This window comes from Acidovorax sp. YS12 (genome assembly GCA_021496925.1).
Taxonomy (GTDB): Bacteria; Pseudomonadota; Gammaproteobacteria; order Burkholderiales; family Burkholderiaceae_C; genus Paenacidovorax.
The window spans coordinates 2,456,434-2,477,499 of record CP053915.1; the positions used below are offsets into that span (position 1 = coordinate 2,456,434).

20 protein-coding genes are annotated in these 21,066 nt (G+C 71.3%); 15 read left to right on the forward strand and 5 right to left on the reverse strand.

All coding sequences use genetic code 11. The annotated features are described in order from the left end of the window. Nucleotides 1-156: 156 nt before the first annotated feature. From ilvA to YS110_11230, 3 genes are read left to right on the forward strand one after another with little or no spacing between them, the layout of a single operon-like run. Nucleotides 157-1,716: a threonine ammonia-lyase, biosynthetic gene (ilvA, locus tag YS110_11220; GenBank protein ID UJB65280.1), complete on the forward strand. Its 1,560-nt coding sequence runs from the start codon at nt 157-159 to the stop codon at nt 1,714-1,716. Between the two features lie 47 nt (nt 1,717-1,763). Beyond that, nucleotides 1,764-2,570: an adenosylcobinamide-GDP ribazoletransferase gene (locus YS110_11225; GenBank protein UJB65281.1), complete on the forward strand. Its 807-nt coding sequence runs from the start codon at nt 1,764-1,766 to the stop codon at nt 2,568-2,570. Next, complete coding sequence (locus YS110_11230; protein ID UJB65282.1) at nt 2,567-3,115, forward strand: histidine phosphatase family protein; 549 nt, start codon at nt 2,567-2,569, stop codon at nt 3,113-3,115. The genes YS110_11225 and YS110_11230 overlap by 4 nt, the downstream gene beginning before the upstream one ends. Before the next feature lie 4 nt (nt 3,116-3,119). Here the strand turns inward: YS110_11230 and YS110_11235 are convergent, their stop codons facing one another. Beyond that, on the reverse strand, nt 3,120-3,617 hold the full coding sequence (locus tag YS110_11235) for a general secretion pathway protein C (protein ID UJB65283.1): 498 nt from the start codon (nt 3,615-3,617) through the stop codon (nt 3,120-3,122). A gap of 84 nt (nt 3,618-3,701) precedes the next feature. Between YS110_11235 and gspG the strand changes: the two genes are divergently transcribed. From gspG to tadA, 9 genes are all read left to right on the forward strand, one after another. After that, a complete protein-coding gene (gene gspG / locus YS110_11240; GenBank protein UJB65284.1) occupies nt 3,702-4,178 on the forward strand; it encodes a type II secretion system major pseudopilin GspG in 477 nt (158 codons plus the stop codon). Between the two features lie 65 nt (nt 4,179-4,243). Continuing rightward, entirely contained in the window at nt 4,244-4,681 is a 438-nt protein-coding gene (locus tag YS110_11245) for a prepilin-type N-terminal cleavage/methylation domain-containing protein (GenBank protein ID UJB67429.1), read from the forward strand. A 38-nt stretch (nt 4,682-4,719) separates the two neighbouring features. Continuing rightward, a complete protein-coding gene (locus tag YS110_11250; GenBank protein UJB67428.1) occupies nt 4,720-5,037 on the forward strand; it encodes a type II secretion system protein in 318 nt (105 codons plus the stop codon). Further along, entirely contained in the window at nt 5,038-5,703 is a 666-nt protein-coding gene (locus YS110_11255; protein ID UJB65285.1) for a prepilin-type N-terminal cleavage/methylation domain-containing protein, read from the forward strand. Further along, nucleotides 5,700-6,671, forward strand: coding sequence for a type II secretion system minor pseudopilin GspK (gene gspK, locus YS110_11260; protein UJB65286.1), 972 nt, complete (start codon nt 5,700-5,702; stop codon nt 6,669-6,671). Before YS110_11255 ends, gspK begins: the two co-directional genes overlap by 4 nt. Before the next feature lie 51 nt (nt 6,672-6,722). After that, nucleotides 6,723-7,961 (forward strand): general secretion pathway protein GspL, encoded by a 1,239-nt coding sequence (locus tag YS110_11265; GenBank protein UJB65287.1) that lies wholly within the window; start codon nt 6,723-6,725, stop codon nt 7,959-7,961. Then, nucleotides 7,921-9,312 carry a type II secretion system protein N gene (gspN, locus tag YS110_11270; GenBank protein ID UJB65288.1) on the forward strand — a complete coding sequence of 464 codons (1,392 nt, stop codon included), beginning with the start codon at nt 7,921-7,923 and terminating at the stop codon, nt 9,310-9,312. The genes YS110_11265 and gspN overlap by 41 nt, the downstream gene beginning before the upstream one ends. Nucleotides 9,313-9,317: 5 nt before the next feature. Then, nucleotides 9,318-11,672: a type II secretion system secretin GspD gene (gene gspD / locus YS110_11275; protein UJB65289.1), complete on the forward strand. Its 2,355-nt coding sequence runs from the start codon at nt 9,318-9,320 to the stop codon at nt 11,670-11,672. Nucleotides 11,673-11,682: 10 nt separating this feature from the next. Further along, entirely contained in the window at nt 11,683-13,080 is a 1,398-nt protein-coding gene (gene tadA / locus YS110_11280; GenBank protein UJB65290.1) for a Flp pilus assembly complex ATPase component TadA, read from the forward strand. Here tadA and YS110_11285 read toward each other — a convergent pair. Next, the gene (locus YS110_11285) at nt 13,067-13,585 is read right to left on the reverse strand and encodes a CZB domain-containing protein (protein UJB65291.1); all 519 of its coding nucleotides are present in this window, start codon (nt 13,583-13,585) and stop codon (nt 13,067-13,069) included. The two genes, tadA and YS110_11285, sit on opposite strands and share 14 nt — an antisense overlap. Before the next feature lie 189 nt (nt 13,586-13,774). On the opposite strand from YS110_11285, the gene YS110_11290 reads away from it, so the two are divergent. The 3 genes from YS110_11290 to YS110_11300 all read left to right on the forward strand — a co-directional run bounded on the left by YS110_11290 (nt 13,775) and on the right by YS110_11300 (nt 17,444). Continuing rightward, nucleotides 13,775-14,773 (forward strand): LLM class flavin-dependent oxidoreductase, encoded by a 999-nt coding sequence (locus tag YS110_11290; protein ID UJB65292.1) that lies wholly within the window; start codon nt 13,775-13,777, stop codon nt 14,771-14,773. Nucleotides 14,774-14,817: 44 nt separating this feature from the next. After that, the gene (gspF, locus tag YS110_11295) at nt 14,818-16,044 is read left to right on the forward strand and encodes a type II secretion system inner membrane protein GspF (protein ID UJB65293.1); all 1,227 of its coding nucleotides are present in this window, start codon (nt 14,818-14,820) and stop codon (nt 16,042-16,044) included. Nucleotides 16,045-16,241: 197 nt separating this feature from the next. After that, the gene (locus YS110_11300) at nt 16,242-17,444 is read left to right on the forward strand and encodes an ammonium transporter (protein ID UJB65294.1); all 1,203 of its coding nucleotides are present in this window, start codon (nt 16,242-16,244) and stop codon (nt 17,442-17,444) included. 91 nt (nt 17,445-17,535) lie between these two features. Here the strand turns inward: YS110_11300 and YS110_11305 are convergent, their stop codons facing one another. The 3 genes from YS110_11305 to YS110_11315 all read right to left on the reverse strand — a co-directional run bounded on the left by YS110_11305 (nt 17,536) and on the right by YS110_11315 (nt 20,935). Next, nucleotides 17,536-17,979, reverse strand: a complete 444-nt coding sequence (locus YS110_11305) for a hypothetical protein (GenBank protein ID UJB65295.1) — start codon at nt 17,977-17,979, stop codon at nt 17,536-17,538. A gap of 143 nt (nt 17,980-18,122) precedes the next feature. Next, complete coding sequence (locus tag YS110_11310; GenBank protein UJB65296.1) at nt 18,123-18,599, reverse strand: DUF1854 domain-containing protein; 477 nt, start codon at nt 18,597-18,599, stop codon at nt 18,123-18,125. An 8-nt stretch (nt 18,600-18,607) separates the two neighbouring features. Beyond that, the gene (locus YS110_11315; protein UJB65297.1) at nt 18,608-20,935 is read right to left on the reverse strand and encodes an ABC transporter ATP-binding protein; all 2,328 of its coding nucleotides are present in this window, start codon (nt 20,933-20,935) and stop codon (nt 18,608-18,610) included. Between the last annotated feature and the right edge of the window lie 131 nt (nt 20,936-21,066).

Here is a 21,066-nt window from a genome sequence, read left to right on the forward strand (position 1 = left end):
TCGCCGCGCTACAATGGCCTCCATGCACAGCAAGTCTGTGCGCCGTTTGTCTCCTCCACCTCCTCTAACGGTGGATTCAGCCCCTAGCCTCACGGCTCGGGGCTTTTTTTTGGCTTTCCTGGGCGCTCCATCGCCCGTCCTATGATGGCGCCCACCATGACCCAGCCCCTTTCCCCGTTCGACTACCTGAAGAAAATCCTCACGGCGCGCGTGTACGACGTGGCCGTGGAGTCCGACCTGCAGCCGGCGCGCGCCCTGAGCCGGCGCCTGCACAACAAGGTGCTGCTCAAGCGCGAGGACCAGCAGCCGGTGTTCAGCTTCAAGCTGCGCGGCGCCTACAACAAGATGGCGCAACTGCCGCCCGAGCAGTTGCAGAAGGGCGTGATCTGCGCCTCGGCCGGCAACCACGCGCAGGGCGTGGCCATGAGCGCGCGCAAGCTCGGCGTGCGCGCCGTGATCGTCATGCCCACCACCACGCCGCAGGTCAAGATCGACGCCGTGCAGGCGCTCGGCGGCGAGGTGGTGCTGGCCGGCGAGAGCTTCACCGATGCCTACCAGCACTCGCTCGAGCTGCAGCAGGCGCAGTCGCTCACTTTCGTCCACCCCTTCGACGACCCGGACGTGATCGCCGGCCAGGGCACCATCGCCATGGAAATCCTGCGCCAGTTGCAAAGCCTGGGCAGCCAGCGGCTTGACGCGGTGTTCGTCGCCATCGGCGGCGGCGGGCTGATCAGCGGCGTGGCCAACTACATCAAGGCCGTGCGCCCCGAGATCAAGGTGATCGGCGTGCAGATGAACGACTCCGACGCCATGGTCCAGTCCGTGCAGGCGGGCGCGCGCGTGACGCTGCAGGACGTGGGCCTGTTCTCCGACGGCACCGCCGTCAAGCTCGTGGGCGAGGAGACCTTCCGCGTCGCCCAGGGACTGGTGGACGGCTACGTCACCGTCAACACCGACGCCGTGTGCGCCGCGATCAAGGACATCTTCGTGGACACGCGCAGCATCGTCGAGCCCGCGGGCGCGCTCGCCGTGGCGGCCATCAAGCAGTACGTGGCGCAGCACAAGACCAAGGGCGAAACCTACGCCGCCATCCTGTGCGGCGCCAACATGAACTTCGACCGCCTGCGCTTCGTCGCCGAGCGCGCCGAGGTGGGCGAGGAGCGCGAGGCGCTGCTGGCCGTCACCATCCCCGAGGAGCGCGGCAGCTTCCGGCGCTTTTGCGAGCTCATCGGCCAGTTGCCTGGCGGCCCGCGCAACGTCACCGAGTTCAACTACCGCATCGGCGACAGCGCGCGCGCCCACGTGTTCGTGGGCCTGACCGCGCACGGCAAGGGCGAGTCGGAAAAGCTCGCCAAGACCTTCCAGCGCCAGGGCTTCGAGGCGCTGGACCTGACGCACGACGAACTCGCCAAGGAACACCTGCGCCACCTCGTGGGCGGGCGCTCGCCGCTGGCGCAGGACGAACGCCTGCTGCGCTTCGAGTTCCCCGAGCGCCCCGGCGCGCTGCTCAAGTTCCTCAGCCTGATGCAGCCGAGCTGGAACATCTCGCTGTTCCACTATCGCAACCAGGGCGCGGACTACGGCCGCATCCTCGTCGGCATCCAGGTGCCGCCCGAGGACTCGGCCGCGTTCGACGCCTTCCTGGCCACGCTCGGCTACCCGTATGCCGAGGAAACGCAGAACCCTGCCTACCGCCTGTTTCTACAAACAAAATAGGCACTAGCCCTTACGGGGGAAGCGCCAGAAGCTATCAAAACAAGAGCATGCAAGCCCTGCGCCACTACCTGCTGGCCGTGCAGTTCTTCACGCGCATCCCCATCACCGGGCGGCTGGCTGATTGGGTGGGCTACAGCCCGGCCATGCTGCGCGCCAGCAGCGCGCACTTCCCCGGCGTGGGCTGGATCGCCGCCGCCGTGGCCGCGGCCAGCTACGCCGCGCTGGCGCTGCTGCTCGCGCCCAGCCCCTGGGCCAGCGCCGTGGCGGCCGTGGGCTGCACGGTGGCCACGGTGCTGCTCACCGGCGGCTTCCATGAGGACGGCCTGGCCGACGTGGCCGACGGCCTGGGCGGCAGCGCCGACACCGAGCGCGCGCTCGACATCATGAAGGACTCGCGCATCGGCGCCTACGGCACGCTGGCGCTGGTGCTGGCGCTGCTGGCCAAGTGCGCACTGCTGGCGCTGCTGGGCACGCACAGCCTGGCGGCGGCGCTGACGGCGCTGGCGGCGGCGCACGTGCTCTCGCGCCTGTGGCCGCTGTTCATCGTGCGCAGCCTGCCGCACGTGGGCGACACCGCGCGCTCCAAGAGCAAGCCGCTGGCTGACCAGATCAGCGGCGCCGCGCTGGCGGCTGCATGTTTATGGTGTTTTCCGGCTCTATGCCTTATCCATCAAGCGCCAGCAGCTCTCTTTCTAGGAGCAGGCATGGCCGCCAGCCTGCTCGCCGCCTGGCGCATGCGGCGCCTGTTCGCGCGCCGCCTGGGCGGCTTCACCGGCGACTGCCTGGGCGCCACGCAGCAGGTGGGCGAAATCGCCTTCTACCTCGGCGCGGCCCTGGCGCTCGGATACCTGTGAAGCTCTGGCTGGCCCGCCACGCCACGCCCCTGGTGCCCGCAGGCACCTGCTACGGCCGCCTGAACGTGGCGGCCGATGCCGCCGCTACCACTGCCGCCGCCGAAGCCCTGGCCGCCGCGCTGCCTGCCGGCGTGCGCCTGCGCGCCTCACCGCTACAAAGATGCGAGCAGCTTGCGCAGTCCCTGCAAGGGCTGCGGCCCGATCTGGCCTGCACCACCGATGCGCGGCTGGCGGAGCTGGACTTCGGCGCCTGGGAGGGGCAGCGCTGGGACGCCATCGCCCCCGCCGCCTACGACGCATGGACGGCGGACTTCGCCCACTACCGCCCCGGCGGCGGTGAAAGCCTGGCCGTGCTGCTGCAGCGCGTGCAGGGCGCGCTGGCCGCTGCGCGCGGCAACGGGGGAGGCGAAGCCTGGATCACCCACGCAGGCGTGGCGCGCTGTGTGCACTGGCTGCTGCGCGCACCGGCGCACACCTGGCCCGCTGCCTCGGAATGGGACATGCCCGCGCCCGCCTTTGGTGCATGGCAGGTGTGGGATATCTAGGAATCTAGCGCTGCGCCGCCGTCCCGCCCGGCGGCACCGGCATGGACAAGACCTGCGTGCTCGGCCCGCCCAGCGCCGCGCCCAGGTGCGCTTCGCGCGCGCCCACGCTCTGCAGCACCAGGCCCGGCTCCACCTGCGCGCCCACGCGGTACGGCTTGGGCGGCTTGCCGTCCACGGCGATGAGCGCCGCGCCGCCGCCACTGCGGCGCCCGGCCACCACGCCCACCAGGGCGAAGCGGCTCGCGGGCACGGCCTCGGGCGCCGTGGCCGCCGCCACCGCCGTGGCGCTGAGCACACCCAACAGCACGCCCAGCGCCTGGGCGTCCGGCGCGGGCACGGCGGGAGGGGCCGCCGCCGCCGCGGGCGGCAAGGGCCGCTGCGTCAGGCGCAGGCCCCAGTAGACCAGGCTGGCCCCCGCCAGAACCCACAGCGCGAAAGTGGCCAGGCGCAGGCCCCAGGCGGCGCCGGACTGCGGGGAGGAAGGGAGCGAAGCGGTTGCCATAGCGCGCGATTATGATTGACCGGATACGCCGACCACCACACCCCCGACCCTGCCGTGACCCTCTCCCTCCGCCCCCCTGCCCGCATGACCGCTCACACGACGGCCCAACGCCTCCTGGCCACCGCCCGCACCGCGCCCACGCTGCGCGCGCGCCTCGCGGCGGGCTTTACCCTGATCGAGCTGATGGTGGTGCTGGTCATCATCGGCGTGCTGGCGGCGCTCATCGTGCCCAACGTGCTGGAGCGCACCGACGATGCCCGCATGACCGCCGCGCGCACCGACATCACCAACATCATGCAGGCGCTCAAGCTGTACCGCCTGGACAACCAGCGCTACCCCACGCCCGAGCAGGGCCTGCAGGCGCTGGTGGCCAAACCCACCAGCGGCCCCATTCCCGGCAACTGGAAGCCCTACCTGGAAAAGCTCCCCAACGACCCCTGGGGCCGCCCGTACCAGTACCTGAACCCAGGCATCAAGGGCGCCGTGGACGTGATGTCCTTCGGCGCGGATGGCCAGTCCGGCGGCGAAGGCAAGGACAGCGACATCGGCAGTTGGCAGTGACCGCGGCAGGAATACAAGCCAAATCGGCCTCCATCCCTTATCCAGCAAGCGCTGGCAGCTATCAAATTCGTACCAACTCACCGCGGACGATCCGGGGCTTCACGCTGCTGGAACTGCTCGTCGTGCTGAGCATCATCGCCCTGGCCACGGCCGGCGTCGGCTTGGCGCTGCGCGACGGCGGCACCCACCGCCTGGAGCGCGAGGGCGAGCGCCTGGCCGCGCTGCTCGAAGCCGCCCGCGCCCAGTCGCGCGCCAGCGGCGTGCCGGTACGCTGGCGCGTGCAGGCACAGGGCTTCCGCTTTGACGGACTGGCCCCGGGCCAACTGCCGCAGGACTGGCTCGACCCCGCCGCGCAGGCGCTGGGCACGCCGGTGCTGGTGCTGGGCCCCGAGCCCCTGATCGCCCCACAGCAGGTGGTGCTCACCCTGGCCGACCTGCCAGGGCGGCAACTGCGCGTGGCCACCGACGGGCTGCGCCCCTTCACCGCCGAGGCGCTGCAGTGACCGCGCGCCGCCCGCACGGCTTCACGCTCATCGAGGTCATGGTGGCCCTGGCCATCACCGCCATCGCCCTCATGGCCGGGCTGCAGGCCACGGGTGCCCTGACGCGCAACGCCACGCGCCAGAGCGACGTGCTGCTGGCCCAGCTGTGCGCCGACAACGCGCTGGCGCAACTGCGCCTGCTGCGCCAGATGCCGGCCATCGGCGACATGGACCAGACCTGCGAGCAGGCCGGGCAGGCGTTCGCGCTGCAGATCCACGTGCGCCCCACGCCGAATCCGCTGTTCCGCCGCGTCGATGCCCAGGTGTTCGCCGAAGGCTACCCGGTGCTGCGCATCTCCACCATCCAGGGACGCTGAATGACCCGCGCCCGTGGCTTCACGCTCATCGAGCTGCTCGTGGCGATTGCCGTGATGGCGCTGATCGCCCTCCTGAGCTGGCGCGGCCTCGACGGCATGGTGCGCGCCCAGGAGCAGACCCGCGCGCGCGCCGAGGCCCATCTGGTGCTGCAAACCACCCTGGCCCAGTGGGACGCCGACCTGGACGCCCTGCAGCCGCTGCTGCACACCACCCCCATCGACTGGGACGGCCAGGTGCTGCGCCTGACGCGCCGCGCCAGCCTCTGGCCCGACCCGGGCGCCCTCGTGGTGGCCTGGACGCGGCGCAACGTCGGCGGCACCGACCTGTGGCTGCGCTGGCAGTCGCCCCCGCTGCGCACCCTGGCGCAATGGCAGCAGGCCTGGCAGACCGCCGCCCAGTGGGCGCGCAACCCCGGCGACGCCGAGCGCCGCGGCGAAGTGGCGCTGCTGCCGCTGGCGCAATGGCGCCTGCTGTTCTACCGCGACGGCGCCTGGACCAACCCCCAGTCCAGCAGCGGCCAGAACCAGGCCGGCACGGCCAGCGACCCCGGCGCCGCGCTGCCCGAGGGCATCCGCCTCGAAATCACGCTGCCCCCCGGGCCCGGCCTGGCCGGCCCGCTGGCGCGCGACTGGTTCAACCCCGTGGTGCGGGACCGGCAGCCATGACCGCGCCCCGCCAACGCGGCGCCGCGCTGCTCGCGGCCATGCTCACCGTCACCCTGGTGGCGGCATTCGCCGCCGCCGCGCTGTGGCAGCAGTGGCGCGCCGTCGAGGTGGAAAGCGCCGAGCGCACGCGCGTGCAGTCGGGCTGGCTGCTGCTGGGCGCGCTCGACTGGTCGCGCCTCATCCTGGTGGAGGACGGGCGCGGCAGCAGCGCCGACCACCTGGCAGAACCCTGGGCCGTGCCGCTGGAGGAAGCGCGCCTGTCCACCTTCCTGGCCGCCGACAAGAACGTCGCCCAGTTCGACGACGCCAGCGTGGACACCACCAACGCCTTCCTCTCGGGCCAGATCACCGACATGCAGGCGCGCCTGAACCTGCGCAACCTGCTGGGCGACGACACCCAGGCCAAGGCGGCGCAGCGCCAGCTCGCCCGCCTGTTCGAGCGCCTGGGCCTGCCCGCGCAGGAGCTGAACCTGCTGGTGGACGGCCTGCGCCACGCCTACAAAGGCACCGGCAACGACGCCCCCCTGCTGCCGCCCACGCCCGACCAGCTCGGCTGGCTCGGCCTCTCGCCGCTCAGCGTCGCCCGGCTCGCGCCGCACGTCGCCCTGCTGCCCATGGCCACGCCGGTGAACGCCAACACCGCCAGCGCCGACGTGCTGTGGGCCGCCATCGAAGGGCTGGACCAGGCCGGCGCGCTGCGGCTGGTGCAGGCGCGCGAGTCGCGCTACTTCCGCACCGTGGAAGACGTCAAGCAGGCGCTGGGCGCCAACTGGGAGTTCCAGGACAGCAACGCCATCGGCACCAGCACCAGCTTTTTCGAGGTGCGCGGGCGCCTGCGCCTGGACGGCACCACCGTGGAAGAGCGCTCGCTCGTGCAGCGCCGCAACGGCCAGGTCTTCGTGCTGTGGCGCCAGCGCAGCGCCCTGCCGCCCGCCGTGCCCGGCAGCGTGCTGGGCCCGGCAAGGTAAAGGCGCGCCCCGAGACAAAGGCGCTCCCCTAGAATCGCCCGCACACCGCCCATGAGCACCCTCCTCCTGATCCTGCCCCCCGCACCGCCGGGGCCCCATACCTCCTTCGGCTACCTGGTCAGCCCCGATGGCCACCAGATCGAGCGCCAGGGCAACGCCGCGCCCGCGCTGCTGCCCACGCCCGGGCGCGCCGGCGAAACCGTGGCCGTGGTGCCCGTGCAGGCGCTGTCGTGGCAGCGCGTCACGCTGCCGCAGAACCTGCCCCTGGCAAACGCCCCGCGCCTGCGCGCCGTGCTCGAAGGCCTGCTCGAAGACCGCCTGCTCGACGACCCGGCGCAACTGCACTTCGCGCTGCAGCCCGGCGCCCGCGCGGGCGAAGCCGCCTGGGTCGCCGTATGCGACCGCGCCTGGCTGCAGCAGCACCTGCAGCTGCTGGAGGCGGCGGGCCGCCCGGTGGCGCGCGTGGTACCCGAATTCGCGCCGCTCGCAGGCGGCACGCCCACCTACTGCGCGCTGGGCACGCCCGACGCCGCCTGGCTGCTGGCCACCGGCCTCGGGGCCGGGCAGGGCGTGGCACTGCTGCCCCTGGCGGCCGCGCCCGCGCTGCTGGCGCCCACGGCGGCGGACGAAGAACCGCCCGCCGTGCTGGCCGACCCCGCCGTGGCGGCACTGGCCGAACAGACGCTGGGCCGCACCGTGGCCCTGGCCACGGCGGGCGAGCGCGCGCTGCGCGCCGCGCGCGGCGCCTGGGACCTGGCCCAGCTCGACCTGGCCAGCCGGGGACGCGCACGGCTGCTGCGCAAATCGGGCAGCCTGGCCGGCGCCTTGCTGCGCGCGCCGCAGTGGCGCGCCGCGCGCTGGGCCCTGGGCCTGCTGGCAGCCGCGCACCTGGTGGGGCTGAACGCCTGGGCCTGGCAGGAGCGCCAGTCGCTCGCGGCAAAGCAGGCCAGCGTGCGCGGCGTGCTCACGCAGACCTTCCCCCAGGTCAAGGTGGTGGCGGACGCCCCGGTGCAGATGGAACGCGAACTTGCCTTGTTGCGCCAGACGGCCGGCAGCCTCGGGCCCGGCGACCTGGAGCCCATGATGGCCGCCACCGGCCAGGCACTGCAGGCGGCCCTGCCGGGCGCGCGTCCGCAGGCGCTGGAATACGCCAACGGCACGCTGCGCCTGCGCGGCATCGACCCCGAGAGCGACGCCCTGGCCACGCTGCAGGAGCGCCTGGCCACGGCGGGCTACCGGGCGCAGCCCGATGACGGCGCCCTCGTGGTGCGCGTGGAGGACGGCCAATGAGTGCCGCAAAGCCCACCGATGCCCTGGCCCCGCTGCAGGCCCGCTGGAAAGCGCTGGCGCCGCGCGAGCAGAACCTGGTGCTGGCAGCCGGCGCACTGCTGGCCATCGCGCTGCTGTGGTGGCTGCTGCTGGCGCCCGCGCTGCAGACCTTGCGCGCCGCCCCGGCGCGCCACGCCGCGCTCGACGCCCAGCTGCAGCGCATGCAGGCGCTGCAGGCCGAGGCGCAGCAGTTGCACGATGCCCCGCCAGTGCGCGCCGCCGATGCGCGCCGCAGCCTGCAGAACACGCTGGCGCAGCAGCTTGGCGACACGGCCCAGATCCAGTTCACCGGCGACCGCGCCACCGTCACGCTCAAGGGCGCCAGCGCCTCGGTGCTGGCGCAGTGGCTGGCGCAGGCCCGCAGCAACGCCCACGCCGCGCCGCTCGAAGCCCGGCTGACGCAGAGCGCCGACGCCGCCCGCGCGGCGCCGGCGGCGGGCGAGGCGCGCTGGAATGGCACGCTGGTGCTGTCGCTGCCCACCCCCGCCGAAAAAGGCCGCGCCCCGTGACGGCACGCACCGCCCCCCGCCCGCGCCCGCAGGCGCCGCGCTCGCCGCGCGGCTGGGCGCTGGCCGGCGCGTTGCTGGGCGCGCTGGGCGCGCTCGTGGCCTTCGCCCCGGCACAGTGGCTGGCGCACGGCCTGGCGCGCGCCAGCGGCGGCCAGGTGCTGCTGGCGCAGGCGCGCGGCACGGTGTGGACCGGCTCGGCCCAGCTCGTGCTCACCGGCGGCGCGCAGAGCCAGGACCGCATCGCCCTGCCCGGGCGGCTGCAGTGGCGCCTGCGCCCCGCGGGCGCGGGCCTGGGGGTGGCGCTGCAGGCCGACTGCTGCACACGCGCGCCGCTGCACATCACCGTCGCCCCGCGCTGGGGCGGCGCCACGGTGGCCGTGGCCGACAGCCAGAGCCAATGGCCGGCCAGCGTGCTCACCGGCCTGGGCACGCCCTGGAACACCCTGCAGCCCCAAGGGCGCCTGGCCCTGCACACGCAGGCCCTGGCGCTGGAGTGGGCCGCCGGACGCCTGCAAATGACCGGGCAAGCGCAACTCGACATGCTGGCCATGTCCTCGCGCCTGTCTACGCTGCGCCCCATGGGCAGCTACCGCCTGCTGCTCGCGGGCGGCGCCGCGCCCACGCTCACGCTGCAAACCCTCGAAGGGCTGCTGCTGCTCAGCGGCAGCGGCCAGTGGGTGGGCCAGCGCCTGCGCTTCACGGGCGAGGCCAGCGCCGCGCCCGACCACGAGGCGCAGCTGTCCAACCTGCTCAACATCATCGGACGGCGCGCGGGACCGCGCTCCGTCATCTCCCTGGGTTGATCCACATGCTCTCCAAGACCCCGCGCATTCTCCGGCTTGCTCTGCATTCGATAGCTGCTGGCGTTTTGCTGGCAAGCGCTAGCGGCCAAATTCATGCAGAACCCTCGAAGAAGGCCAGGAAGGCCGCCGCGCCACCCATGGCCGCCGCCGAGCCGGTGACGCTGAATTTCGCCAATGCCGACATCGAAGCCGTGGCGCGCACCATGGCCACCATCACCGGGCGCAACGTGGTGGTGGATCCGCGCGTCAAGGGCCAGATCAACCTGGTGGCCGAGCGCCCCGTGCCGCCGGCCGTGGCGTTCGACCAGTTCCTGGCGGCGCTGCGCCTGCAGGGCTTCACCGTGGTCGAGGCGGCCGGGCTGTACAAGGTCGTGCCCGAGGCCGACGCCAAGCTGCAGGCCGGCAGCGTGGGCGTGTCGCAGGGCGGCACCGGCACCACGCTGCAGGGCGGGCAGATCGCCACGCAGATCTTCAAGCTCAACTTCGAGAACGCCAACAACCTGGTGCCGGTGCTGCGCCCGCTCATCAGCCCGAACAACACCATCAACGTCAACCCGGGCAACAATTCGCTCGTCATCACCGACTACGCCGACAACCTGCAGCGCATCGCGCGCATCGTCGCGGCCATGGACGTGGCCAACGCCACCGACGTCGAGATCATCCCGCTGCACCACGCCGTGGCCAGCGACCTGCTGCCGCTGCTCACGCGCCTGGTGGAAGGCGGCACGGCCACGGGCGGAGGCGCCGCCGCCGCGCCGGGCCAGAGCGACACCTCGTTCAAGACCACGCTGCTGGCCGAGCCGCGCAGCAACGCCATCGTGGTGCGCGCCGCCAACCCGGCGCGCGTGGCGCAGATCCGCTCGCTGGTGGCCCGGCTCGACCAGCCTGCGGCGCCCGGCAGCAGCGCGGCCACGGGCAACATCCACGTGGTGTACCTGAAGAACGCCGATGCGGTGAAGCTGGCCGTCACGCTGCGCGCCGCCATGGGCGCCATGGGAGGGGCCAGCGCAGGGGGCGGCGGCGCCAGCAGCGCCAGCGGCCTGGCCTCGGCGCTGCCGGCCAGCACCTCCGCCAGCCAGGGGACGGGCCTGTCGAACAACGGCAGCGCGCTCGGCGGCGGCAGCTCGGCGGGGCTGGGCAGCGGCGCCTCGGTGACCAGCGCCAGCACCAGCAACCAGCCGTCCACGGGGGGCTTCATCCAGGCCGACCCGTCGACCAACTCGCTCATCATCACCGCGCCCGACCCGCTGTACCGCCAGCTGCGCGCCGTGATCGACAAGCTCGACGGCCGCCGCGCGCAGGTGCTGGTGGAGAGCATGATCGTCGAGGTCAAGTCGAACAAGCTGGCCCAGTTCGGCGTGCAGTGGCAGGGCGCGTTCGGCAGCAAGAACGACGGCGTGCTCGGCGCCATCGGCACCAACTCCGGCGTGGCCGGGGGCAACATCATCACCCTGACCGGCGCCCTGGCCGGCGTGGCCACCGGCACCGGAACCACTGCCACCAACCCGCTGAGCTCGATCGGCGGCGGCCTGAACATCGGGCTGGCGCCGCGCATCAACGGCCAGTACTACCTGGGCGCGCTGGCCAACTTCCTGCAGAACAGCGGCGAGGCCAACGTGCTCTCGACCCCGAACCTGCTGACCCTGGACAACGAGGAAGCGAAGATCCTGATCGGCAGCAACGTGCCGTTCCTGAGCGGGTCGTACGCCAACGCCACGAGCACCAGCGGCACGGTGAACCCGTTCAACACCGTCGAGCGCAAGGACGTGGGCCTGGTGCTCAAGGTGCGCCCGCAGATCAACGAGAACGGCACCGTCAAGCTCGCGGTGTACCAGGAGGTGTCGAAGATCGACGACTCCACGCGCAACGACCCCAACGGCGCGACCACCAGCAAGCGCTCCATCGAGTCGAACGTGCTGGTCGAGGACGGCGGCATCATCGTCATCGGCGGCCTGCTGGAAGACGACTACTCCCAGGGCGAGGACAAGGTGCCGGTGATGGGTGACATCCCCGTGTTCGGCAACCTGTTCCGCAGCGAGAACCGCAAGCGCACCAAGACCAACCTGATGGTGTTCCTGCGCCCCATCGTCGTACGCGACACGCACGTCAGCGACGCCCTCATGCTCGACCGCTACGAGGCCATCCGCGCGCTGCAGCAGAACACGCAGCCGGAAGACCGCGTGATGCTGCGCGGCGTCTCCGAAGCCCCGGTGCTGCCTGCCATGCGCGGCGACGCCGGCATGCCGCCCAGGATGCTGACCTCGCAGCCCCAGGCGGGCACCGCACCGGCGCCCGTGCCCGTGCCGACACCGGCAACCCCCTTCGATACGGCCCCGCACACGCCGCTGCCCCCGAACTGAGCCCCCGCCCATGCGCTACCCCCTGCCCTATGCCTTCGCGCGCGGCGCGCAACTGCTGCTGGAGGACGACGGCCAGCAGCTCCTGCTCTGGCACGGCACGCAGCCCGGCACCGAGTCGCTGCAGGCGCTGTCGGAAGTGCTGCGCAAGTACCCCGTGCGCCAGTTCCAGGCGCTGGACGCGCCCTCGCTGGCGCAGCGCATCAGCGCGGCCTACGCGCAAGGCGAGTCGAGCGCGGCCATGGTGGTGAGCGAGGTCGAGAGCGACGCCGACCTCTCGCGCATGATGCAGGAGCTGCCCGCCGTGGAGGATCTGCTGGAAACCGCCGACGACGCGCCCATCATCCGCATGCTCAACGCGCTGCTGACGCAGGCGGCGCGCGACGGCGCGAGCGACATCCACATCGAGCCCTACGAGCGGCATTCGAGCGTGCGCTTTCGCGTCGATGGCACGCTGCGCGAGGTGGTGCAGCCGAACCGCGCGCTGCACGCGGCGCTGATCTCGCGCCTGAAGATCATGGCCGACCTGGACATCGCCGAAAAGCGCCTGCCGCAGGACGGGCGCATCAGCCTGCGCCTGGGCACGCGCGCCATCGACGTGCGCGTCTCCACCCTGCCCAGCGCGCACGGCGAGCGCGCCGTGCTGCGCCTGCTGGACAAGAGCGAGAGCAAGCTCACGCTGGAATCGGTGGGCATGCAGGGCGAGACGCTGGCGCGCTTCGAGCAGTTGGTGGTGCAGCCGCACGGCATCATCCTGGTGACCGGCCCCACGGGCTCGGGCAAGACCACCACGCTGTACGCCGCGCTGCAGCGCATGGACGCGACGCAGGGCAACATCATGACGGTGGAGGACCCGATCGAGTACGAGCTGCCGGGCGTGGGGCAGACACAGGTGAACGCCAAGATCGACCTGACCTTCGCCAAGGCGCTGCGCGCCATCCTGCGCCAGGACCCGGACGTGATCATGATCGGCGAGATCCGCGACTTCGAGACCGCACAGATCGCCATCCAGGCGTCGCTCACCGGCCACCTGGTGCTGGCCACGCTGCACACCAACGACGCCACCAGCGCCATCACGCGCCTGACGGACATGGGCGTGGAGCCGTTCCTGCTGTCGTCGTCGCTGCTCGGGGTGTTGGCGCAGCGCCTGGTGCGCAAGTACTGCGGCCCGTGCCATGGCGCGGGCTGCGAACACTGCGGCCACACCGGCTACGCCGGGCGCACCGGGGTGTTCGAGCTGCTGGTGGTTCAGGATGCCATCCGCGCGCAGATCCACAACCAGGCGTCGGAAGCCGACATCCGCGCCCAGGCCATGGCGGGCGGCATGGCGCTGATGCGCCAGGACGCCGAGCGCCTGATCGCCGCCGGCATCACCAGCCGCGAGGAAGTGCTGCGCGTCACGCGCGACTGAGAGCCGCCGGACGGCGGCGGCTGGCCGCCAGGCCGCGCTTGAGCTCCTTGAGCAGCAGCAGCACCTGGCGCGAGGCGTGCTGGCAGCCCTTGAAGGCCTGCTCGGCCAGCTGCGCCTCGCCTGCCTCGGCGTGCAGCAGCATCATGGCTGCCTGCTGGTGGAAGTAGCGGTTGCGCCGCATCAGCATGTCGAAGGCGGGAAAATGCCCGAGCGCGGTGCGGCCGTTGCCATGCAGCCACTGGCCGAGTTCGGAGCAGTTGTCGTCGCGCACCACCTCGGGGCGCAGGCGCTCGTCGGGCACGCCCTGCAGCGCCTGGGACAGCCAGGGCAGCCAGCGCTCGTGGCTGGCGATGGCGGAGTCGATGTCGAACTCCGCCATGAGGCGCACCGCTTCCTCGTCCATCAGGACGAGCTCGCTGGCCTGGCTGTCGGGCAGCGAGGTCCAATCGTCCGCCACGGGCTGCCCATCGGGCCTGGGCTGGAACAGGCGGCTGAAAAATCCCATGCTTACCTCCATCGGCCGCGACACTGCCCCGCGGAGCTGCGGGCAAACGGGGCCTTCATGTGCTTCTTTTGTCGTTGCAGCGATTATCGGCAGGCGGCGCCCCCGCATCATTCACGCACGCTCGCTATGGTGTCAACAATCATTTCTCAGGGCCCTGCACGGACTTGCGCCCCCGCCCACAATGGCCGCATGACCACACCACGCCGCCCCCTTCTCTCCATGCTCGATCTGGTGGCCGTGCGCGAAGGCGGCAGCGTCGCCGACGCGCTCGCCACCGCCCTGGCCACCGCCCGCCACGCCGAGGCGCTCGGCTTCACGCGCTACTGGCTGGCGGAGCACCACAACATGCCCGGCATCGCCAGTTCCGCCACGGCGGTGCTGGTGGGGCACATCGCCGGCGGCACCTCCACCATCCGCGTCGGCTCGGGCGGCATCATGCTGCCCAACCACGCGCCGTTGGTCGTGGCCGAGGCCTTCGGCACGCTGGCCGCGCTGTATCCGGGTCGCATCGACCTGGGCCTGGGCCGCGCGCCCGGCACCGACGGGCCGACCATGCGCGCGCTGCGCCGCGACCGCGCCGAGACCGAGGAGGACTTTCCGCGCGACGTGGCCGAGCTGCAGCGCCTGCTGGGCCCGGCCCAGCCGGGCGCGCGCATCGTGGCCGTGCCCGGCGCGGGCACCAACGTGCCGATCTGGCTGCTGGGCTCCAGCCTGTTCTCGGCCCAGCTGGCCGCGCACATGGGGCTGCCCTATGCGTTCGCCTCGCACTTCGCGCCGCGCCTGCTGCACCAGGCGCTGGACCTCTACCGGCGCCTGTTCCAGCCTTCGGCGCGGCTGGCCCGGCCCTACGCCATCGTCGGCGTGCCCGTCATCGCGGCGCCCACCGACGAGGAGGCGCAGTTCCTCGCCAGCAGCACCTACCAGCGCGTGCTGGGCATCCTCACGGGCCAGCGCGGGCTGCTGCAGCCGCCGGTGGAGGACTACATGGCGCAGTTGCAGGCGCACGAGCGCGCCGCCATCACCGACTTCCTCGCTGCGGGCGTGGTCGGCGGCCCGGCCACGGTGCGCGCGGGCCTGCTGGCCCTGGCGGATGCCACGCAGGCCGACGAGTTCATGCTGGTGAGCGACATGTTCGACCCGCAGCTGCGCCTGCGCTCGCTCGGCATCACGGCCCAGGCGCTGGCGTGAGAGCCGCTACCATGGCGGGTTGAACTTCCGCCGCCCCTACCCGCATGCCCGCGTTTTCGTTTGAAGCCCTGGACGCCCAGGGCCAGTCCCGCAAGGGCACCATCGAGGCCGACACCGCCCGCGCCGCCCGCAGCCTGCTGCGCGCCCAGGCGCTGGTGCCGCTGGCCGTGGAACCCGTGGCCGTCGCGCCTGCGGGCAGCGCCTCGGCGTGGGGCCAGCGCCTGTTCACGCGCCCGGTGTTCAATGCCACGGGCCTGGCGGTGTGGACGCGCCAGCTCGCCGGCCTGGTGGCTTCGGGCCTGCCGCTGGAGCGTGCGCTCACCGCGCTGGCCGACGAGGCCGAGGATGAGCGCCAGCACCACCTGGTGGCGGCCCTGCGCGCCGAGGTGAACGCGGGCTCCACCTTCGCGCGCGCACTGACGCAGCACCCGCGCGAGTTCTCTGATATCTATTGCGCCGTGATCGGCGCGGGCGAGGCCAGCGGCAGCCTGGGCCTGGTGCTGGAGCGCCTGGCCGACGACCTGGAGGAGCGCCAGCAGCTGCGCGCCAAGATCATCGGCGCGGCGCTGTACCCGGCCATCGTCACCGTGGTGGCGGTGGTCATCGTGCTGTTCCTGGTGGGCTACGTGGTGCCGCAGGTGGCCGGCGTGTTCGCGGGCACCAAGCGCGCCCTGCCCTTCCTCACCGTGGCCATGATGGCCGTGAGCGACACCGTGCGCCACTACGGCTGGCTGATGCTTATCGCTCTGGTATTGATAGCTGCTGGCGCAAGGCTGGCGCTGGCCCAGCCGCATTTGCGCCTGAAATTCGACGCCGCCTGGCTGCGCCTGCCGCTGGTCGGGCGCCTGGCGCGGGGCTACAACGCGGCGCGCTTCGCCGGCACGCTGGCGATGCTCGCGGGCGCCGGGGTGCCCATCCTCAAGGCGCTGCAGTCCGCCGCCGAGACGCTGAACAACCGCGCGCTGCGCGCCGACGCGCTCGATGCGCTGGTGCTGGTGCGCGAGGGCGCGCCGCTGGCCTCGGCACTGGCGCAAAAGAAGCGCTTTCCCGGCCTGGTCGCCATGTTCGCCCGGCTGGGCGAGCAGACGGGCCAGCTGCCGCTGATGCTGCAGCGCGCGGCCAACCAGCTCAGCGCCGAGGTGCAGCGCCGCGCCATGCAGCTGGCCACGCTGCTGGAGCCGCTGCTCATCGTCACCATGGGGCTGGTGGTCATGCTCATCGTGCTGGCGGTGCTGCTGCCCATCATCCAGTTGAACCAGCTGGTGAAGTAAGCAGCGGGCCCGTGCCATGCACCAGCATGGCGCGGCGGGTGCCTGCACAAGCCTCCGGCGCTGCCCGCCATGCACGGGAAATGGACGCGGCGGCCTCCAGCAAGCCTTTCTGGCGCATTTTTTGCTTCCCTTTGGTGCATCGCCTGTGGGCACGCAATTTCGCACCAAACCAAGGCAAGTTCAGCGGGAGCGCTCTTATGGAAGCACTGAAACAGGGCATGGATGCCCTGTTCATTTTGTTGGGGGCCGTCATGGTCCTGGCCATGCACGCGGGCTTTGCGTTCCTGGAGCTAGGGACCGTGCGGCGCAAGAACCAGGTCAACGCCCTGGTGAAGATCCTGGTCGATTTCTCGGTCTCCACCGTCGTGTACTTCACGGTGGGCTACGCCGTGGCCTATGGCACGGGCTTCTTCGTGGGCGCCGGGCAGCTGGCGGCGCACAACGGCTATGCGCTGGTCAAGTTCTTCTTCCTGCTGACCTTTGCCGCCGCCATTCCAGCCATCATCTCGGGCGGCATTGCCGAGCGGGCCAAGTTCTGGCCGCAACTGGTGGCCACGGCGGTGATCGTCGGCTTCGTCTACCCGTTCTTCGAGGGCATCGCCTGGAACCAGCATTTCGGCGTGCAGGCCGGCATCCAGGCGCTGACGGGCGCGGAGTTCCACGACTTCGCGGGCAGCGTGGTGGTGCATGCCGTGGGCGGCTGGATCGCCCTGGGCGCCGTGCTGCTGCTGGGCGCGCGCCGCAACCGCTACCGGCAGGGCGGCGCCATGTCGGCCCACCCGCCGTCCAGCATCCCCTTTCTGGCGCTGGGCGCCTGGATTCTCACCGTGGGCTGGTTCGGCTTCAACGTGATGAGCGCGCAGACGCTGGACAAGATCTCCGGCCTGGTGGCGGTGAATTCGCTCATGGCCATGGTGGGCGGCACGCTCGCCGCCCTGCTGCTGGGCAAGAACGACCCGGGCTTCGTGCACAACGGCCCGCTGGCCGGCCTGGTGGCCGTGTGCGCGGGCTCGGACCTGATGCACCCGCTGGGCGCCCTGGTGGTGGGCGGGGTGGCGGGCGCGATCTTCGTGGCCATGTTCACCCTGACGCAGAACAAGTGGAAGATCGACGACGTGCTGGGCGTGTGGCCGCTGCACGGCCTGTGCGGCGCCTGGGGCGGCGTGGCCGCCGGCATCTTCGGCGCCCAGGCCCTGGGCGGGCTGGGCGGGGTGAGCCTGGGCGCCCAGCTCATCGGCACCGCGATGGGCGTGCTCTGGGCCGCGGCGGGCGGGGCCGTGGTCTACGGCGCGCTCAAGGCCACCGTGGGGCTGCGCCTGAGCCAGGAGGAGGAATTCGACGGCGCCGACCTGTCGATCCACCGCATCAGCGCCACGCCGGAGCGCGAAGCCAACTGGTGAGCCGGGCGCGGGCGGCACGAACGCTATTTATTCAATAGCTGTTCACGCTTGCCAGCAAAGGGCTGAGAGCACTTCAGGCCCTCGATCCCTGCTACGGCCCGCCGGTGCGCTTGACCTTCGGGTCCGAGTAGGTCAGGGACTCTTCGCGGATTTCCTGCGCCATGCGCTCCTGCAGGCCGGCCTTGGTCACGTTGTCGGCCATGTCCACCGCCATGGTGCTGCCGCGCCACATGGAATGGATGACCTCCAGCAGCTGCTTGTACAGCGGCTCCTTCGGCGGCTCAGTCTCTTCCTCGTTCTTGGCGTCTTTCTTCTTCTCGGCCTCGGGGATGGTCCAGTCGCGGTTGGCGTTGTCGGCGTTGGACGGCTTGTCGGGCTCGCGCACGATGGCGCCCTCGCCCAGCCGGTCCATGGACTCGACCGGGTTGGGCGCGTTGATGGGACGCACGGGCACGGCACCCGAGGCGCCAGTGGAATACAAATCGGCGCCCTGAGGACGCCAGTACGGCGATCGGTCTACGGGTGGCAATTGCATGGCAGTGGCCCTTGGTTAAGTGGGACGGCAGGGTGGCTTTTCACCCCTCTCGTAAACCATAACGGCAAAAAGAAGGGGAAATTTAGGCCTTTTTGCGCCATCGCAAACCAGCCAAGGGTTAACCCTTATTTTCCACCGCAGACTTACAGGAAACGCTCCAGCAATTTGCGCGAATGCTTGTCCAGGGCCGCGACGTCGCGCACGCGGTACTGCACGCCGTCGGCGCTGGCGATGAGCAGGTGCGTGCGCCCCTGCAAGCGGCGGATGTCTTCCTCGGCCTTGAGCTGCAGGCGCGCGGGGCCGCGGTCGGTCTGCAGCTCCCAGGTGCTGGGCACGGAGAAGCTCGACACGCCGTGGATCTTCTCGATCACCGGCACGAATTCGCGCACGGCCAGCTCTTCCTCGACCAGGGCACGGGCCTCGGCGGGCAACTGCGCCAGGCGCGGCACCCACAGCAGTTCGTGGCCGTCGCCGCCGACCAGCGACAGGCCTTCGTCCGGCGCGGCGATGGGGAAAGCGCGCACCGGCGTGACTTCTTCGGGCAGGGTACTGCCCTCCAGTACCAGCTCCAGGCGCCCGTGGGCATTGCGCTGCAAGGTGAATGGGGGAGGAGTATGCATGGCTGCCCTCACAGTTTGCCCGCCGGGTGGGCGGAATGGGACGGCGGCAGGATGCCGGCCGCCTGGGCGTCTTCCTCGGCGCGGCGGGCCTGGGCCTCGTACAGGCGCCAGTAGGCGCCCTGCTTTTCCATCAGTTCGTCGTGCGGGCCGACCTCGACGATCTCGCCCCGGTCCATGACCACCAGCCGGTCGGCCTTGCGCAGCGTGGACAGGCGGTGGGCGATGGCGATGGTGGTGCGGCCCTTGACCAGGTTGTCCAGCGCCTTCTGGATTTCCTTCTCCGTCTCGGTATCGACGGCGGAGGTGGCTTCGTCGAGGATCAGGATGCGCGGGTCGATGAGCAGCGCGCGCGCGATGCTGATGCGCTGGCGCTCGCCGCCCGACAGGCCCTGGCCGCGCTCGCCCACCAGGCTGTCGTAGCCGTGCGGCAGGCGCAGGATGAATTCGTGCGCATGCGCGGCGCGCGCGGCGGCGACGATTTCCTCGCGCGTGGCCTCGGGCTTGCCGTAGGCGATGTTCTCGGCCACGGTGCCGAAGAACAGGAACGGCTCCTGCAGCACCAGGCCGATGTGGCGGCGGAAGTCGGCCACGGCCATGCGGCGGATGTCCACGCCATCGACCAGGATGGCGCCGTCGCTCACGTCGTAGAAGCGGCTGATGAGGTTGACCAGCGTGCTCTTGCCCGAGCCGCTGTGGCCCACCAGGCCGATCATCTCGCCGGGGCGGATCTGCAGCGACAGGTTGCGCACCACCGTGCGGCTGCCGTAGCGGAAGCCAATGTCGCGCATTTCGATGGCGCCCTGCACGCCATCGACCTTCACGGGATGGGCCGGGTCGGGCACGTTGCTCACGTGGTCCAGGATGTCGAAGATGCGCTTGGCCCCCGCCGCCGCCTTCTGCGTGACCGAGACGATGCGGCTCATCGAGTCGAGCCGCGTGTAGAAGCGCCCGATGTAGGCGATGAAGGCCGCCAGCACGCCGACGGTGATCTGGTTGTGCGCCACCAGCCAGATGCCGAAGCCCCAGACCACCAGCAGGCCGATCTCGGTCATCAGCGACACGGTGGGCGAGAACAGGCTCCAGGTCTTGTTCAGGCGGTCGTTCACCTCCAGGTTGTGCTGGTTGGCGGCGCGAAAGCGCTGCGCCTCGCGCTTTTCCTGGGCGAAGGCCTTGACCACGCGGATGCCGGGGATGGTGTCAGCGAGCACGTTGGTCACCTCGCTCCACACGCGGTCGATGCGCTCGAAGCCGGTGCGCAGGCGGTCGCGCACGTTGTGGATCAGCCAGGCAATGAACGGCAGCGGCACCAGCGTGACCAGCGCCAGCCAGGGGTTGATGGAGAACAGGATCGCCGCCGTCATGCAGATCATGAGCACGTCGGTGATGAAATCGAGTGCGTTGAGCGAGAGAAAGACGTTGATGCGGTCGGTTTCGGAGCCGATGCGCGCCATCAGGTCGCCCGTGCGCTTGCTGCCGAAGTAGTCCAGCGACAGGCGCATCAGGTGCTCGTAGGTGGTGGTGCGCAGGTCGGCGCCGATGCGCTCGGACACCAGCGCCAGGATGTAGGTGCGCGCCCAGCCCAGCCCCCAGGCCAGCAGCGCCGCCAGCAGCAGCCCGCCGAGGTACATGGCCACCAGGGAGGCTGAGATCTGCTGGCCGCTCTGGTACGGAATGAGGATGTCGTCCATCAGCGGAATCGTCATGTACGGCGGCACCAGCGAGGCCGCCGTGGACGCCAGCGTGAGCGCGAAGCCCGCCGCGAGCTGCTTCTTGTACGGGCGCGCGAAGCGCCACAGGCGCAGCAGCACCCAGGTGGAGGTGGGCGGCTGCTGCGCGCGGGCGCAGGCCGGGCAGTCTTCGCTGTCGGGCGGCAGGGGGGCGTGGCAGACGGGGCAGGCGGGACACAGGGCCTCGTCCTCCGGCAGCACCAGCGCCGCGCTGGCGTTGCCCAGGCGCTCCACCTGCTGCTCGAAGCGCTGCACCAGCCGCAGCGCCTGGGCCTGCGCGCCCAGCGTGAAGCGCCACAGTTGCAGGCGCTGGCTGGCGTCGTGCAGCTCCAGCGTGCCAACGCCGCCATGGTCGAGCATGCGCAGCACCATGCCGGGGCGCAGCGGCCAGCTCTGCCATGCCGATTCCCCCGGGGCACGCGCCAGCAAACGCTCGGAAGTGAGGGCCACCAGGCCGCTGCCGAACCGCAGTGCGCCGCAGAGGTCAACCGCCAGGGCGGCCTGGACGTTCTCCTGGGTAGAGAGCTGGGCGCGCAATTCGGCGCCCAGCCCGGTTTCCGACAGCCCCTGAAAGACACCCGAGGCGTCCACTGAATGGTGATGTTGCATTGTGTTTGGTATTCGTGTGCGGCAGGCGGGCCTGCTCCCACCTTAACGCCGCAACCCGCCGCCGCGCTGACACGGCCGTGGTGCGGCCCGCTCGGGCGCGCCGGATTCATTCACACCTTCTGGCTGGGCGC